Origin of the sequence: Helicobacter heilmannii, from assembly GCF_001283065.1 — a bacterium.
Lineage (GTDB): Bacteria > Campylobacterota > Campylobacteria > Campylobacterales > Helicobacteraceae > Helicobacter > Helicobacter heilmannii.
This window is the reverse complement of record NZ_CDMK01000001.1, coordinates 746,884-762,737: the sequence shown is the minus strand read 5'-3', so window position 1 is coordinate 762,737 and position 15,854 is coordinate 746,884. Positions and strand designations below refer to the sequence as shown.

The window sequence follows — 15,854 nt, the reverse complement described above, 5'->3', positions numbered from 1 at the left end:
ATGGAATTTCTAGGGTTTTTAGCCACTTTAAGCGTGGCGGGGATTTTGTTTTTCAAACCCGCCCTAGAAAAACTCGCCTTTTCTATCTTTGTGGGGGCATGGCTCGTGGAGTTGGTTATGTTTGTTGCCCACATCTCCACACTCTTACCCAATATGAATTTGTAACCCCCTTAAATTTTACTCTAGCTCCCAACCCCTAAAAATACATCTGCGATCTTCTAAACTCTCTAACCCTAATACTGTCCTCGCTTTTGAAGATAATGGCATCGATGTGGTTGTTACTATGATGCTACCCCATAAAACACCCCCCCTATGGTTAAAAAAATACATTAAAATGGCTTGCGCCCTCTTCAAGCATCAGCTCATTTGCATCCAGCACCACCACTTTTAACTTGTTGGATTAAGGCACAGAAATCCCAATGCTGATCTAGAGTGCCCCACTCTGTAGTTAAAGCCCGTGGCCACATTGAGATTACCGGCATTGACAAAGTGCGTCAACCCATAACCCTGCTATAAAGCCCTAAGCTCCAAAATATCCAAAGGAACTGGCAAAACGGCAATACACCCGTCCTAACTTTTTAAGGGTGGTGTATTTGGTGTAGAAATCTAAGAGTGCATTAAGAACCTACAAAATGGCTTGCGCCCTCTTCAAGCATCAGCTCATTTGCATCCAGCACCACCACTTTTAACTTGTTGGATTAAGGCACAGAAATCCCAATGCTGATCTAGAGTGCCCCACTCTGTAGTTAAAGCCCGTGGCCACATTGAGATTACCGGCATTGACAAAGTGCGTCAACCCATAACCCTGCTATAAAGCCCTAAGCTCCAAAATATCCAAAGGAACTGGCAAAACGGCAATACACCCGTCCTAACTTTTTAAGGGTGGTGTATTTGGTGTAGAAATCTAAGAGTGCATTAAGAACCTACCCCTAAAGCCACTTGGAGGGCGTGTAGGCAACGGTGGCAATAGGGGTTTTTAGCTTGCGCCGGAGTCGTTAGAGGGTAGACTGGTGATCTTTTTGCCCCCGGGGGTATTTACACATAGCTGTTGTATGCTCAATCACGGCTTGTTTGGCTTTTTGCAGAGCAATGTCGTAATAATCATCGGGCTCTTCTTGGTTCACTTGTTGCTTTGTCCAAACTTGCCACAACACCGCCGCGTCAAAGTTTGTCCCGTTTTCCTCCACATTTTTCACGCCCGCTTGGTAGGCAGCCTATTTTTGTTGGAAGGCGGCTTCGTCTTTTTGGTATTGCAGCAAAGCCTGTTTGTATTTCTACATCGACTCTTGGTAGATGGCGTAGTCTTTGGCGCAGTTGTTGTCGTTTTGAGGCGGAGCTAGGGGTTTGATGGGTTGGGTTTGACGATGTCATCCATAGGGGTTTTTCCTGCGCCACTCTGGGGGGACACATACGCTGGTGCAATCCCAGTGCAGGGTGTAATCTCCGGGCATGATGGGTTTATCTTGCCCGCTCTCGTGGGTGGGCTCTCCTGCGTTTTCCATTGTGTAGCATTTATAAACTTCTTGGCCTCCTTCATCGAGCACGACCAATTCTCCTAAAGTGCCTTGCTCCGTTTTGCCGTTTTTGGTTACGGCTTTGGTGGTCTGCTTTCTTGTGATGATGACTTGAAACATCTAAATGCCTCCATGTTGTTTTTTATGTGGTAAAATCTTAATAAAGAAAGGCGGCGCATTCAAGGGTTAAAGGCCATCCGTCAACCTTAAGGCTCGAGGCATACTGGGCGGCTTGGCTTGCGCGTGTGGATGACCACCTTTTTTAATATTCTTAGCAGCGCACCAAGCCCCCCCTTAAGTTGCGTGGACATAGGGGGTTTGTGCCCTGATGTGCCCCAAAACGGCTTAAGGTTTGGGTGTGCTAGAATGGGTGCACTTGGATGTTCTAAGCGCTCTTTGACTTAATGGATTTGTCCACTTGGGACGATGGGGCTTTTTGGGACGAAAATGTCCCCAAAAAAACCCTATGAAAGCCCTTTGAGCCAAACCAAAAACCCCTGTTTATGGGCGTTTCATGCTTTAAGCTGTGGAATGGGGGTAAAATTAAGCCATTTATGACTCCACTCCATAATCCCTTATTTTTACTTGACAATGTCATACTGCAACACACCCCAAACACAACGCCCAAAAACAAACAAAATACACCTAAATATACAACGCACGCGCTCTATGATAAAATCCGAGATCATTTCCAAAAAGCCGCGGACCTAGGATTTGGTGCTGGTTATGCCAAATTAGAGTTCCATACCAACGATGGTTGGGTGTTCTCTAAAACAATGCTTAGACCTTATATTATTTCCAAAAGGTGGTAAAAATGGAGGACAAAAGCAAGTTGAGGCACTATAGTTCTTAATGTATGAATTTGGGGTTGAAATAGGCTTGTCCGTAAGATAAAATAAACACCAATGGTAAAGAAAGAATTGTAGGCAATTTTTGAAAAAATCGCCTCATGGTGGCTATTTTTATCTTTTGGTTGAGGCATCATCTTTACAAATGGATGTTCTAAGATGTTCTAAGAAAAGGCAATCCTAGAAAAACAAAGAAAATGCATATGTAATGTACGAGGTACTGGAACAAAAGGTCTTTTGCTGATGCAAAGTCAAGAATGCCAAAAAACGATATAAACCAATAACGCCACGATCGTATTAGAAAACCTTACTAATGCCTACAAAGGCCTCAAAATGGGAAAATTACACACATCGCAAAAATCCCTATAGAGGCAAATCACAAAGTGCAGAGACACTAAAAGCTTAAGTCTCTATTTAAGCAAAATTCTTAAGCCATGAACTTTTTAAGCCGCTCTAGGCCGGCTTTGATTTGTTCCAAAGAGCAGGCATAAGACATGCGCACAAAGCCCTCAACTCCAAAGGCGATGCCGGGCACCAAGGCTACACTCTGCTCTGCCAAGAGTTTCTGGCAAAACTCTAAAGAATTTTGCTCGGGGATTTTAATCCACAGATAAAACGCCCCTTGTGGCTTCAGGGTGCTAAGACCCTTGATTTCATTGAGGCCTACATAAGCCGCATCCCGGCGCTCTTTAAAGGCAAGGCGCATGTTTTCAATGTCCTTAACAGCGCAACCTTGCAAGGCGGCTAAAGAGGCCTTTTGGGCGACAGAATTAATATTAGAAGTGCTGTGGCTTTGCAAAGCAAGCATATGTTTTAACAAAGTTTTGTCTTTCGTAGCTAAATAACCCACACGCCAGCCGGTCATGCTCAAGGATTTGCTAAGACCATTGACGGTGATCGTGCGCTCTAATTGCCCCTCGAGCGCACCAAAGGAGTACATAGACCCCTCATAGACCAACTTCTCATAAATCTCATCGCTCAAGACCCAAACCTTCGTACCTTTGAGCACATCGGCTAGGGCTTGCAACTCAGCCTTGGTGTAAATCATCCCTGTGGGGTTGGAGGGTGTGGTTAAAACCAGCATTTTGGTTTTGGGAGTTAAAGCTTTTTGTAGCTGCTCTGCGGTGATTTTAAACTCTGTGGCGACACTAGTGGGCAAGAAGACATTTTTGCCCCCGCTGTAGGTAACCAACTCTGGGTAACTCACCCAATAGGGGGCGGGGATGATGACCTCATCGCCGGGGTTGATGAGAGCCTGAAAGGCGTTGAATAGGCTTTGTTTGGCTCCATTGCCCACCATGACATCCTCTGCACTGTAGTCTAGGCCATTGTCCCTTTGTAGCTTTTTAGCGATGGCTTGTAGCAATTCGGGGATGCCTTTCACGGCGGTGTACTTGCTAAAGCCAGCATCGATGGCTGCCTTGGCCGCCTCTTTCACGCAAGGGGGGGTGTCAAAGTCGGGTTCGCCTGCGCTAAAACTCAACACATCCTTGCCCTGCGCCTTTAACTCCTGCGCCAGTGTGGTGATGGCGATGGTTTGTGAAGGGGCAATTCTTGTGATTCTATCTGCGTACATTAAGATTCCTTTGTTGGGTTTCTAAATACTTGGTATGGATTTTATTGTGCCTAAAGTCGGGGTTATCTAGCATGGCTAGGTGAAAATCTCTTGTTGTCTTGATCCCCTCGACATGAAGCTCTGTTAACGCCCGCTTCATTTTGGTGATGGCCTGCTCTCTAGTGGGGGCGTGCACGATGAGCTTGCCAATCATCGAATCGTAATAGGGCGGGACTTTATAATCCGCATAAGCGTGGGTGTCAAAGCGCACCCCCATTCCCCCGGGAGCAACCCACGAGGTGATTTTACCGGCACTTGGCGTGAAGGTCTTGGGATCTTCGGCAGTGATGCGGCACTCGATGGCATGCCCTTGGCAGCGGATGGACTCTTGGGAAGGTAAAGTTTCACCTTGGGCGATCCGCACCATCCACTCCACGAGATCCAAGCCACTCACCATTTCGCTCACTGTGTGTTCCACTTGCAAGCGGGTGTTCATCTCCATGAAATAAAAATCCTGCCCATTCACATCCAACAAGAACTCAAAAGTCCCCGCCCCCACATAGCCTATATGCTTGGCGGCATTGATGGCGGTCTTTAAGAGCCTTTGGCGTACCTCCTCTTTGAGCACCGAAGCGGGGGTCTCTTCAATGAGTTTTTGCTGGCGTCGCTGTGTGGAGCAATCCCGCTCGCCCACATGGACTACATTGCCATGTTTGTCGGCTAAAATCTGCACTTCTATGTGCTTGGGGTTTTCGATGAACTTTTCAATATAAACGCTGCCATCTCCAAAGGCACTTAAAGCCTCGGTTTCAGCGGCTAGGTAGAGGTTTTTAAGCGCGCTGGGTTTTTCCACCACACGCATGCCCCGCCCACCTCCGCCATTGGCCGCCTTGATGATGATGGGAAAACCGATGCGCTCAGCCACCTCTAGGGCTTCTTCATAGCTCTTTAAAGTTCCATTAGAGCCCTCGATCACGGGTACACCCGCCTGCTGCATGCACGCCTTGGCTTTGGACTTGTCCCCCATTAAAGCCATTACCTCGGCACTAGGGCCGATGAACTCTAGCCCGTGGTGGGTACAGATTTCTACAAAGTTTTGGTTCTCGCTTAAGAACCCATATCCAGGGAAGATCGCATCCGCCTCAAACAACTCGGCGGCACTGATGATCGCTGGGATATTCAAATAACTTTCTGCTGACTTAGGCCCGCCCACGCATACCTTCGCATCAGCGGTATCAAGATAATGCGCGTCCTTGTCGGCACTGGAGTAAATGGCGATAGATTGCTTGCCCATTTGAGCGATGGTGCGAATTGCTCGGAGTACAATCTCTCCTCTGTTAGCGATCAAAATGCGCTGGATTTCTTTTTCCATGCCACGCCTTAGAGTTTTTCGATCCTGACGAGCTGGGTACCGTATTCGACAGCAGTTGCATCGTCCACCTCGATGGCTAAAATCTTGCAATCACACTCGGCCTCGATCTCGTTCATGATTTTCATGGCTTCTACAATGCCGATCACCTGCCCCTTTTTGATCGTGTCGCCCACTTGCACATAGGGGCTAGCGGTGGGACTGGGGCGGTGGTAGAAGGTGCCGACCATGGGGGATAGAATGTAATCGGCTTTGATGCTCTTATCCACACTGGTGGCACTGGGTGTGGGGGTGATGGCACAGGCACTGGCATTGGGGGTTTGTAGAGGAATAATGGGGGTGCTTTCAGCGGTTGCCACTGCAGTGTTCTTTTTGCCCGACTTGTCTAAAACCAACTCCACGCTCTCCATTTTAAGCTTGAAATAACTGATCTGGCTCTTGTCAAAAGCCGCCATCAGCTCTTGGATGTCGCTTACATGCATCAATGATCCTTAAAAATGAATTGGTTTGCTTTTAGGCTATGATAACATGATTTAGTGCTAATATTAATTTTAAATGTGTAGAATGGTTGTTTATTTTATCCAAAGGAGAGTTTATGGCAACCAGACGAGAGCATGACTTCATTGGCGAGATGGAGATCGAAGACAATCTGTATTATGGCATCCAAACCATGCGAGCTGTGGAGAACTTCAACATTACGCATGACCGTCTCTATAACTACCCCGTGTTCATCCGCTCTTTTGCACTTGTGAAAAAGGCGGCGGCTTTAGCCAACGCCGAGCTAGGCCTCATTGATGTAAAAATCAAGGACGCAATTTGCCACGCCTGCGATCAGATCATCGCCGGCGAGTATTTAGACCAATTCGTGGTGGACATGATCCAAGGTGGGGCGGGCACCAGCACTAACATGAATGTGAACGAAGTGATCTCTAACCTTGCATTAGAGTTCTTGGGGCATAAAAAGGGCGAATACCAATACTGCCACCCCAATGACCATGTCAACCGCTCCCAATCCACCAATGATGCCTACCCCTCAGCGTTAAAAATTGCCATTTATGAAAGGTTAGACAAACTCACCCAAACCTTGAAAGTCTTAAAAGATGCCTTTGCTGTGAAAGCCAAAGAGTTTTCCCATGTACTTAAAATGGGGCGTACACAACTACAAGATGCCGTGCCCATGACTTTAGGTCAAGAGTTTGAAACCTTCATGTGCATGGTGGAAAAAGACATTCAACATGTCCTAGACGCACGCAACTGGACACGGGTGCTTAATTTAGGCGGAACCGCCATTGGCACGGGCATCAACTCTCACCCGGACTATAAAGCCATCGTGGAGAAAAAAATCCAAGAAGTTACGGGTCGCCCCTTCACCATCGCCCAAAACCTCATTGAAGCCAGCCAAAGCACGGGGGCCTATGTGCAAGTGAGCGGGGCACTAAAAAGGGTGTCTATCAAGTTGTCTAAAATCTGTAACGATTTGCGCTTACTCAGCTCTGGCCCTAGGGCGGGCTTAAATGAAATTAATCTACCCAAAATGCAACCGGGAAGTTCCATTATGCCCGGTAAAGTCAACCCCGTGATTCCTGAAGTGGTCAACCAAGTGTGCTTCTCAGTGATTGGCAACGACCTTTCTGTGGCTATGGCGGCTGAAGGTGGGCAGTTGCAACTCAATGTGTTTGAGCCCGTGATCGCGTATAAACTCTTCCACTCCTTTGTCATGCTCGATCGCGCCATCCGTACCCTAGTGGATAAGTGCATTTTGGGCATCACTGCCAATGAAAAAATCTGTCAAGATTATGTGTTCAACAGCATCGGCATCGTTACAGCACTAAACCCCCACATCGGGTATGAAAAGTCTGCCTCGATTGCTAAAGAAGCCTTAGAAACCGGCAAATCTGTTCATGAAATTGTACTTGAGCACAAATATCTCACTCAAGAGCAGCTAGATGAGATTTTCCAACCCGCCAACATGCTAAGCCCCCATGTCTTCAAAAAGCACAAAGATTAAGCCTTTGAGCCTGCTTTTAAGCCTAGTTTTTCTAGGTATATTGGGGGCAAAGGCACGCCCCCGCTTGCCTTCACCCATATTGCCCGCCCACCAAGTGGTGATCAATTTAGAGCCCTGTAGCCCTGAGTGTTTGCACAAGCTCTATGCCAGCGGGCAGATATTTTCCTTTATGGCACGCTACGCTGCCAACACTCAGGATGCGCAACTGCAGGACAATTACACCATCATAGACGATCTATTAAACCCCACCCTAAGCGCAAAAAATCCGCAGGTGGAGGATGCACAAAATGCTAGAGAGATCTATAAAGTTGCGCTTTTAGTTCCCAAAAAGGTTGTGGGACGCTACGCCGACACCTCCACAAATGCCCTTTTAGCCTACCTAGCCCTAAAAAACCACGATTTCACGCTGAAAGTCTTTGATAGCCAAAAGGAAGACCCAGAGAGCTTAAAAAAGACCTACCAAAGCATTGAAAACGAGGGCTACCCCTTCGTCATCGCGCTGTTGACCCAAGAGGGGGTGCAAAATTTAGTGGCTAAAACCCCCCTAAACCTGCCGACCATTGTCCCCACCGTGAATAAGCACCAGCTAGAAAAACGCATGGACTTACCCTCCACACTCATTTTTGGCGGGATCGACTTCCCTAAACAGGTGGCCATGCTCTTGGACTTGAGCCAGCACAAACCCCTCGTGGTTTATAATGACGACAGCTTTAGGGGGGCAATGCTGAGCAAGAGCCTGAAGAATTTAGGGGCGAAAATTCTTTATGAGGACACCATCACCTTTAAAAAAGCGAGTGCCTTTGGTAAGGAACTTAGCAGCCAGCGCCACTTTTTAAAAAATGGCGTGGTGTTTTTCAACACCTCCATTGTCAAAACGGGCATGCTCTTAAGCCAAATTGGCATGCTCTCTAGGCGCGAGCGCCCTCAAATGCTGCTCTCTTCGCAAATCAATTTTAATTTGTCTATATTTATGCTGACCCAGCCGCAGGATCGTCAAAACCTTTACATCACCAATGCCCTTGCTGAATTGAACCCCTATTTGAGCCAAACCGCTACTTTGTTAAACAGCAATTTAAAATACGATTGGGTGGGTTATGCGAGTGTAGATTGTTTGGAACACATGCTGACGCGTTTTTACCCTCATTTGCAACGCTACTTCAAAGAACCCTTGCAAGACCAACAAATCCTTTACACCAACACCCTATACACACCCAAATACCTAGGCTTTAGGCCACTCAATTAAAACTTAAGGGAATGTATGCAAGTGCTCTTAAAACACGCCACGCCCCTATCTTGTTGCTATGAGGCCATCCGCACCTGTTACCAGAGCTTTGGCTATAGCGACCATGGGGGGCGCAAGGATTTAGAACTTATCGATCGAGTGGCAAATAAATACCGCCACAACTCCACCTTGGAGCATTTATTCTACAACTTCGACATACAGGGTATCAGCCGCGCGTGCTTGCAAGAATTAGCCCGCCATCGCATGGCTAGCTTTTCAGTCAAATCCAGCCGCTACACGCTAAGAGAGCTCAAAAACGAAGAGAGTTTTTTGCCCCTAGGGGCGCAAAACCTAGAGCGAGCACAAAAGTTTTTGGTCTTTACAGGTGTAGAGGCGGTGGACCTTGCAAGCGTGCAGGCGTTGGAGAATTTACGTCTTTTGATCGTGCAAAATGTCAAAAATGATCACGCCAAATTTGCCATGCCAGAGAGCTACAAGACCAGCCTCGCCTTTAGCTTGAATGCCCGCAGTTTGCAAAACTTCTTGAGCCTACGCACCGATAGCAAAGCCCTTTGGGAGATACGCGCTTTAGCCCTTAAAATCTATGAAGCCCTGCCTGAGGAGCACCGCTATTTATTCACCCATTGCCTCAAAAATGAAGACCCTACACCTCATTGACACCTTCAGTCTGCTCTTCAAGTTTTACTATCCATTAAGGGAGTTACACACTTCTAAGGGCTTTAACACCGCGTGGCTAAACGCCTTTGCTAAAATCGTGTATACGCTCTATAACCAAAAAGCCGAGGGTTTGATCTTCGCTCTAGAGGGGGGCAGTAACCACCGAAAAGACCTACACCAAGACTACAAAGCCAAACGCCAGGTCCCCCCGCATTTAGACGAACAACTACCCATCATTTTTGAATGGATAGAGCGCATGGGGCTGTGCGCTTTAAGCATAGCTGGCTATGAGAGTGATGATGTCATCGCCAGCTTGTGTCGCCACTTTCAAAAGCCACAAATCAAGATTTTTAGCACCGATAAGGACTTTTTCCAGCTTGTAAGCGAAAGAGTGGTGCTGTTTGATTTAAGCAGCAAGAGTAGTCGGGGCGTGGATTTTTGTTTGGAGAAATACCACATCCATCCGCAACAATTCACAGATTATCAAGGCTTGGTGGGCGATAGCATCGATGGCTACAAAGGGGTGAAGGGCATCGGGGCAAAGAGCGCGGCCAAACTCTTGCAAGAGTGGCAGAGTTTAGAAAACATCTACGCCAACCTAGATAAACTCCCCGAAAAATTGCAGGTGGCACTCAAAGCCGACAAGGCACAAGCTTTTTTAAGCAAGAAATTAGCCACGCTTAAAACCGACTTACCCCTAGACTTTCAAACCCCGCCAAACTTCCCCAAAGAACACCCGCTGTTAAAAATTACAGACGCATTAGCGGACTTTGAAATGTTTAGCCTACTTAAACAAATCCAGCCTAAGCCCACACTAAAGTCCCTAAGCACGCCCTTAAGCACGAGCCAAGAGGTGTTGGATGCCCTTAGCCAATGTCCCCCCTGTGTGCTGCAAACAGCAAAAACCAACGAGGGGGTGTTGCTCGGGGTGTTGCCCTTAGAGGGGAAGTTTATGGCAGTGCTTTTAAATGACTTGCGCGCACCGGCCTTGGTGAGGCAGCTTACCACCTGCAAGTCCATCGCTTATGATATCAAGGAGGTCTTTAGATTATTAGCACCTTTTGGGGGGGGTGGCGCGGCCTTTGAGGACATTGGCCTATTGGCTTGGCTTGAAAATTGCTACCTAGACAATTCCTTCAACGCCCTAGCCCTAAGCCTGCATCTAGATGCCCCAGCCCCCTTAGAGGGCAGCACAGCGCAAATGGCCGCTGCTATGCACCACAACGCCCCCATCCTTTTAAAAGCCTACGGACATTACAAAGAGTCTTTAGCCACTCCCTTGCAGCAGCTCGCCCACAATTTAGAATACCCCCTGCTTAAACTTTTATACGAAATGCAAGGGCATGGGTTTTTGCTAGATTTAGAGTATTTGCAGGGCTTAGATACAGAGTTTCAAGAGACATTAGCACAGCTAGAAAAGCGCATACACACCCAAGCCCACACCAATATCAACCCCAACTCTGCCAAGCAATGGGCGCAGTTTCTCTACACGTATTTAGAACTTGAGGCTAAGCACGCCGCTAAAATCAAAACGGGGTTCTCTACCAATGAAGCGAGTCTCAAAGCCTTGCAACAAGCCTACACAGGACAGAGTATCAAGGGTGTTGAGGTGTCTCATTTATTAGGCACACTTTTAGAGTACCGCGAGATTTTTAAGCTGCAAAGCACCTATGTTAAACCCTTGCTAGAGCACCAAGTTAAGGGCAAAATCCACACGCTCTTCCACCAAACCACCACCGCCTCCTCCAGGTTAAGCTCCAGTAAGCCCAATTTGCAAAACATTCCCATGCGCACCCTACTGGGGCAGCAAATTGCGCGCACCTTCATCGCCCCCAAGGGCTTTGTGTTGTTGGGGCTGGATTACTCGCAAATGGAGCTAAGACTACTCGCACATTTTAGTGAGGACACTAACCTCATCACTGCCTTTAAAGAGCACCAAGACATCCACACCAACACCGCCTTAGCCCTCTTTAACGACCCCAAGCAAAGACCCTTAGCCAAGGCGATCAACTTTGGACTTATTTATGGCATGGGGGCTAAGCGCCTAGCTGCCACGCTAGACATCAGTTTAAAAGAGGCTAGAGAACATATGGAACGCTATTTTCAAGCCTTCCCCACCATCAAGGACTTTTTAGAGTGCTTGAAAAAGCGGATTTTAGAGGAAGGGCAGGTGCAGACTTTGCTAGGGCATGTGCGCGCCTTTAACTTTAACGGGGCAAGCCCTAAACTTGTGGCCGACTATTTAAGAGAGGGGGCAAACACCCTATTTCAAGGCAGCGCAAGTGATTTAATGAAACTGGCCATGCTATCAGTAAAAGAGCACTATCCACAGCTTAAAATGCTCGTGCAAGTACATGACGAGCTCATTTTAGAAGTACCTCAAGAGAGGGCGGACACGCTGGCTTTTGAGCTAAAAACTCTCATGCAAGGAATTTACCCCTTAAAAGTCCCCCTAGAGTGCCATGCACGACTGGGGCTAAATTGGGCAGACTTAAAGGCCTAGGTGCCCCATTTTAGACACTATATTAAGTTTTTCAGTGTAGAATATATGTTTTGTAAAAATGCTAGAGGAGCGAGATGATGGCTGAGATCAATCGGCGGGATTTTTTGAGCATGGCACTTGCGGGCGTGGCGGGCGCTGGTGCGCTTGCGGGTCTAGTCGCCATGAAAAGGACATGGGACCCCTTGCCCAGTGTGGTGTCGGCGGGCTTTACAACCGTGGATGTTTCGGGCATGAAGGATGGGGAGTTTAGCAGTGTGGAGTGGCGGGGCAAACCTGTTTACATCATCCGCAAAATCCCCAGCATGCCCTTTGACACAAAGCGGGATTTTAAGGCTAACAATGGGGTTTTCACCGTGGGGGTGCAGATTTGTACGCATTTGGGTTGTATCCCCAATTTTGAATCCGTTGATAAGGGCTTTTTATGCCCCTGCCATGGTGGGCGCTTTACCGTGGACGGAGTCAATATCCCCGGTACACCGCCCCCACGCCCCTTTGAAATTCCCCCCTTTAAACTGGAGGGCAATAAGATCACCTTTGGGGCCGTGGGCAGAGAATATCAAGCAATGATGAAGGTGTAAGGATCACAATATGGCGGAGATAAAAAAAGCAGAGGGCATTGTGGATTGGTTGGATCAGAGGCTCGGGATTAAAAAGCTCACCAAGGTTTTGATGACCGAGTATTGGATTCCTAAGAACATTAACTTTTTATGGGCGATGGGGGTGATTTTACTTACCTTGTTTACCGCCCTTGTGGTTTCGGGCATTTTTTTGCTCATGTACTACAAGCCCGATGCCAAATTGGCTTACGACAGCGTGAACTTCACGATCATGCAAGAGGTTGCCTTTGGGTGGCTGTGGCGGCACATCCACGCCACCGCTGCGAGCATGATCTTTGTCATCATCTACATCCACATGTTTGTGGCGATCTATTACGGCTCTTACAAAAGAGGGCGGGAAATGATTTGGATCAGTGGCATGTTGTTGTTCGTGATCTTCAGCGCAGAGGCATTTAGCGGGTATATGCTGCCTTGGGGACAAATGAGCTACTGGGCGGCTTCGGTGATCACCGGGCTCTTTGGCAAAATCCCCGTGATTGGGCCAGACCTTTTAATGTGGATTCGGGGCAACTATGTGGTGGCGGATGCGACTCTAACCCGCTTCTTCATGCTGCATGTGTTTCTATTACCTGTTGTCATTATTATGATCATAGGCATGCACTTTTATTCGTTGCGCATCCCCCATGTCAATAATCAAGAGGGCGAGGTGCTGGACTTTGAAGCCGAGGAGAAAAAATACAAAGAGGGTAATAAAAAAGAGTCTAAAGTCATCCCCTTTTGGCCTGTGTTCTTATCAAAGGACATTTTCGTGGTCTGCGCTTTCATGGTGTTTTTCTTTTACTTGGTGTGCTACCACTACGAATTTGCGATGGACCCCATCAACTTCGAGCGCGCCAACAGCCTAAAAACCCCCACACACATTTACCCCGAGTGGTATTTCTTGTGGAGCTATGAGGTTTTGCGTGGCTTCTTCTTCAATGGCAACTTGGGGCTTGTGGTCTTTGGCATCGCGCAAATCATCTTTTTCTTGTTGCCCTTTTTGGACAACAGCCCTGTGGTCAAACCCGCCCACCAACGCAAAGCCTTTCAGGTGTGGTTCTGGCTCTTGGTGGTGGACATGGTGGTGCTGACCATCTATGGCAAGCTCCCCCCTGTAGGCAACAATAAATATGTGGGCTTGGTGGCCTCGCTTATTTTCTTAGCCCTTTTCTTTGTCATCCTGCCCCTCATCAGTCGGTCTGAAAAGAAAGGAGCTTAAGGTGAAAGAGTTGAAAATTTTAATCATCCTCATCGTGGTGATCGGCGCGCTCTACTATGGAGTGGAGCCTTACGCCCACTCCATCATGGAGCCAAAAACGGCTCCTGCGGACTTTGCCTTTAAAGACTTAAAGCCCATTGATCTAAGCAAGGGCGTGGCAAGCAAGGGCAAGGATTTAGTGGCGCAAAATTGTACCGCGTGCCACAGCCTTAAAAGCCAAAAAATCCCCGCTCCTATGGATGCAGCCAGCGCGGGGGCGAGCTTTGGTGTGGTGCCCCCCGATCTCTCCCACATCGCTAGCGTGATTAACCCGCAATTCTTGGCGCATTTCATCAAAGACCCCACGAAGGCGGCCCTACTCACACATAAATTCCACGATGACCACCCCTATCCCATGCCCGCTTTTATGCAATTTAGCGATCAAGACCTAGCCGACATCGTGGCTTACTTGGTCTCCATTGCGCCTAAAAAACTCACCGATAAACAAGTTTTCGCGCAAGCCTGCCAAAGATGCCACGACATCAAGTACGACAAAATATATGCTCTAACCGATCATAAAGACCTGCACCGCTATTTAGGCTCCAACGCTCCAGACTTGTCCATGATGATCCGCTCCATGGGGCGTGAAAAACTAGAAGTGTTTATCAACGATCCGCAAAAAATTCTACACGGTACGGCCATGCCTAGGGTGGGCCTAACAAAAGAGGCGCAAGAGCAGGTGGTCAGTTATTTGGAACAAACTGGAGACAGCAAGCGGCACCAGCGCCACGGGCTAGGCATCCAAATCATGCTCTTCTTTGCTGTGATGACCCTACTTGCCTACCTTTGGAAACAAAAAGTGTGGAGAGAGGTGCATTAACGCACCTTAAGGGGGCGTGCTTAGTTGCAGCAAGCTAGGTGAAACAAAGCTTTTTTACAGCCAGTCTTGAATGTGGCGGGCAATCTCAGAAATTCTCAACGCTTCTGTGTGGATGGGAGGTTTTCTTAACAAATCTGACACGGCACTTGGGGGAACGATCCCTTTTTTGCTCAACACTTCCAACGCTTCTTTATCATCTTTGGTATGTTTGTTCTCTAAGGCTAAACAAGTGGTTTGAGCGAATTTAGCCCACGAAGCGGTGGAGACGACCACGCTAGGCAGGGGGCTTTTTAGAAAGTCTAGGGCTTTAAAGGCGGTAGCGGTGTGCGGATCAATGAGGTAGCAAAAATCCGTGTAAACCTGCTTGATATAGCTTAGACACTGGGCATCCGTGCAGCTGATCGCTTCAAAATGCTCTTTTAATTGCTCTAACTCGCTTGCACTAAGTGTGTAGCGTTTATGGCTATCTAGGCTTTGCATACACTCATTGGTGCGCCCATCACCAAAAAGTGTATAAAGCAGTCGTTCTACATTAGAGCTTTTTAAAATGTCCATTGCGGGGGCGTAAGTCTTTTGCAGCACCCGATGGCTGATGTCATACACCCCCGTGTTGAAAAACTCCTCGAGTACATCGTTAGCGTTAGACACAACCGCAATTTTAGCCACAGGCAGCCCCATTTCTTTAGCATAAAATGCCCCCAAAGCGTTGCCAAAATTGCCGCTAGGTACCACGATTCGAATTTGTTCCCCATAGCTGATTTGTTGCGTGCGTACCCACTCCAAATAAGCCCACACATGGTAAATGATTTGGAAGAGCACCCGTCCAAAATTCACCGAGTTTGCTACCCCGATGGAAAAGCCTTTTTCCTGTAGCTTGGCGTTGAAGTTGGGATCGTTTAGCAGGTGTTTAAGCGTGCTTTGGGCATCGTCAAAATCACCTTCAATGCCATAGACCTTCAAATTCGGTGCATCCGCGGTCTGCATTTGCAAGGCCTGCACGAGACTTGTACCTTTAGACGGGTAGAGGCACACGACTTTGATGTTCTCTAATCCGGCTAGACTTGATAAGGTGGCCGGCCCCGTATCCCCGCTGGTCGCCACCAAAATTAAAAACTTCTCTTGGCTCTCTTTTGCTAAAGAGCCCAGCAATGCCCCTAAGGGCTGTAGCGCCATGTCTTTAAAGGCAAGGGTGGGGCCGTGATATAATTCTTGCACGGCTAGATGAGTTTTTAAGATTTTTAAGGGGGCAATGGGGTTAAAGACATCGTAGTGCTTTAAAGCGTTTTGCAACATCTGTCCGCTTAAACCCAAGGTGGCGCAAATGTGGGCGGCGAGTCCTTGGTAACTGCAATCTACCCACTTTTTAAAATCAAGTTTGGGGATGCTTTGTAGAGTGTAAAGTCCCTTAGTGGGGCTAGCGGGGTGGGTTAGGGCGTTAAGTAGGGGCAACTTGTGCCCGCCCCTTGTGTCGGCTAAAAACATG

The 15,854-nt window shown here is 47.9% G+C and carries 14 protein-coding genes; 8 read left to right on the top strand and 6 right to left on the bottom strand.

Annotation, left to right across the window (positions count from 1 at the left end; genetic code table 11):
• On the top strand, positions 1 to 165 hold the full coding sequence (locus AOG36_RS08775; RefSeq protein ID WP_015106525.1) for a hypothetical protein: 165 nt from the start codon (positions 1 to 3) through the stop codon (positions 163 to 165).
• Between the two features lie 830 nt (positions 166 to 995).
• On the opposite strand, the gene AOG36_RS03710 is transcribed toward AOG36_RS08775, so the two are convergent.
• The 5 genes from AOG36_RS03710 to accB form a co-directional block, all read right to left on the bottom strand.
• Positions 996 to 1,196 (bottom strand): hypothetical protein, encoded by a 201-nt coding sequence (locus tag AOG36_RS03710; RefSeq protein ID WP_015106523.1) that lies wholly within the window; start codon positions 1,194 to 1,196, stop codon positions 996 to 998.
• 171 nt (positions 1,197 to 1,367) lie between these two features.
• Positions 1,368 to 1,634 (bottom strand): hypothetical protein, encoded by a 267-nt coding sequence (locus AOG36_RS03705; RefSeq protein ID WP_015106522.1) that lies wholly within the window; start codon positions 1,632 to 1,634, stop codon positions 1,368 to 1,370.
• A gap of 1,155 nt (positions 1,635 to 2,789) precedes the next feature.
• The gene (locus AOG36_RS03695; protein WP_053825494.1) at positions 2,790 to 3,938 is read right to left on the bottom strand and encodes a pyridoxal phosphate-dependent aminotransferase; all 1,149 of its coding nucleotides are present in this window, start codon (positions 3,936 to 3,938) and stop codon (positions 2,790 to 2,792) included.
• Positions 3,925 to 5,289, bottom strand: a complete 1,365-nt coding sequence (locus tag AOG36_RS03690) for an acetyl-CoA carboxylase biotin carboxylase subunit (RefSeq protein ID WP_015106517.1) — start codon at positions 5,287 to 5,289, stop codon at positions 3,925 to 3,927. Before AOG36_RS03690 ends, AOG36_RS03695 begins: the two co-directional genes overlap by 14 nt.
• Positions 5,290 to 5,297: 8 nt before the next feature.
• Complete coding sequence (accB, locus tag AOG36_RS03685) at positions 5,298 to 5,768, bottom strand: acetyl-CoA carboxylase biotin carboxyl carrier protein (RefSeq protein ID WP_015106516.1); 471 nt, start codon at positions 5,766 to 5,768, stop codon at positions 5,298 to 5,300.
• 113 nt (positions 5,769 to 5,881) lie between these two features.
• Between accB and aspA the strand changes: the two genes are divergently transcribed.
• The 7 genes from aspA to AOG36_RS03650 all read left to right on the top strand — a co-directional run bounded on the left by aspA (position 5,882) and on the right by AOG36_RS03650 (position 14,371).
• Positions 5,882 to 7,294 carry an aspartate ammonia-lyase gene (gene aspA, locus AOG36_RS03680; RefSeq protein WP_015106515.1) on the top strand — a complete coding sequence of 471 codons (1,413 nt, stop codon included), beginning with the start codon at positions 5,882 to 5,884 and terminating at the stop codon, positions 7,292 to 7,294.
• A 64-nt stretch (positions 7,295 to 7,358) separates the two neighbouring features.
• On the top strand, positions 7,359 to 8,537 hold the full coding sequence (locus tag AOG36_RS03675) for a type 1 periplasmic-binding domain-containing protein (protein ID WP_238374878.1): 1,179 nt from the start codon (positions 7,359 to 7,361) through the stop codon (positions 8,535 to 8,537).
• Between the two features lie 15 nt (positions 8,538 to 8,552).
• Complete coding sequence (gene thyX / locus AOG36_RS03670) at positions 8,553 to 9,194, top strand: FAD-dependent thymidylate synthase (RefSeq protein ID WP_015106512.1); 642 nt, start codon at positions 8,553 to 8,555, stop codon at positions 9,192 to 9,194.
• Positions 9,172 to 11,697: a DNA polymerase gene (locus tag AOG36_RS03665; RefSeq protein WP_015106511.1), complete on the top strand. Its 2,526-nt coding sequence runs from the start codon at positions 9,172 to 9,174 to the stop codon at positions 11,695 to 11,697. Before thyX ends, AOG36_RS03665 begins: the two co-directional genes overlap by 23 nt.
• A gap of 77 nt (positions 11,698 to 11,774) precedes the next feature.
• On the top strand, positions 11,775 to 12,275 hold the full coding sequence (locus tag AOG36_RS03660) for a Rieske 2Fe-2S domain-containing protein (protein ID WP_053825583.1): 501 nt from the start codon (positions 11,775 to 11,777) through the stop codon (positions 12,273 to 12,275).
• 10 nt (positions 12,276 to 12,285) lie between these two features.
• Positions 12,286 to 13,512: a cytochrome b gene (locus tag AOG36_RS03655; protein WP_015106509.1), complete on the top strand. Its 1,227-nt coding sequence runs from the start codon at positions 12,286 to 12,288 to the stop codon at positions 13,510 to 13,512.
• 1 nt (position 13,513) lies between these two features.
• Positions 13,514 to 14,371 carry a c-type cytochrome gene (locus AOG36_RS03650; protein WP_015106508.1) on the top strand — a complete coding sequence of 286 codons (858 nt, stop codon included), beginning with the start codon at positions 13,514 to 13,516 and terminating at the stop codon, positions 14,369 to 14,371.
• Between the two features lie 54 nt (positions 14,372 to 14,425).
• Here AOG36_RS03650 and thrC read toward each other — a convergent pair whose 3' ends face one another.
• Positions 14,426 to 15,853 carry a threonine synthase gene (gene thrC / locus AOG36_RS03645; RefSeq protein ID WP_053825493.1) on the bottom strand — a complete coding sequence of 476 codons (1,428 nt, stop codon included), beginning with the start codon at positions 15,851 to 15,853 and terminating at the stop codon, positions 14,426 to 14,428.
• Position 15,854: the final 1 nt, after the last annotated feature.

Bases quoted from the DNA above. Each gene is read 5' to 3' on its own strand.
- AOG36_RS08775 (WP_015106525.1), top strand. From the start codon at position 1: ATGGAATTTCTAGGGTTTTTAGCCACTTTAAGCGTGGCGGGGATTTTG.
- accB (WP_015106516.1), bottom strand. From the start codon at position 5,768: ATGCATGTAAGCGACATCCAAGAGCTGATGGCGGCTTTTGACAAGAGC.
- AOG36_RS03690 (WP_015106517.1), bottom strand. From the start codon at position 5,289: ATGGAAAAAGAAATCCAGCGCATTTTGATCGCTAACAGAGGAGAGATT.
- AOG36_RS03665 (WP_015106511.1), top strand. From the start codon at position 9,172: ATGAAGACCCTACACCTCATTGACACCTTCAGTCTGCTCTTCAAGTTT.
- AOG36_RS03695 (WP_053825494.1), bottom strand. From the start codon at position 3,938: ATGTACGCAGATAGAATCACAAGAATTGCCCCTTCACAAACCATCGCC.
- AOG36_RS03655 (WP_015106509.1), top strand. From the start codon at position 12,286: ATGGCGGAGATAAAAAAAGCAGAGGGCATTGTGGATTGGTTGGATCAG.
- AOG36_RS03705 (WP_015106522.1), bottom strand. From the start codon at position 1,634: ATGTTTCAAGTCATCATCACAAGAAAGCAGACCACCAAAGCCGTAACC.
- thrC (WP_053825493.1), bottom strand. From the start codon at position 15,853: ATGTTTTTAGCCGACACAAGGGGCGGGCACAAGTTGCCCCTACTTAAC.
- aspA (WP_015106515.1), top strand. From the start codon at position 5,882: ATGGCAACCAGACGAGAGCATGACTTCATTGGCGAGATGGAGATCGAA.
- thyX (WP_015106512.1), top strand. From the start codon at position 8,553: ATGCAAGTGCTCTTAAAACACGCCACGCCCCTATCTTGTTGCTATGAG.
- AOG36_RS03660 (WP_053825583.1), top strand. From the start codon at position 11,775: ATGGCTGAGATCAATCGGCGGGATTTTTTGAGCATGGCACTTGCGGGC.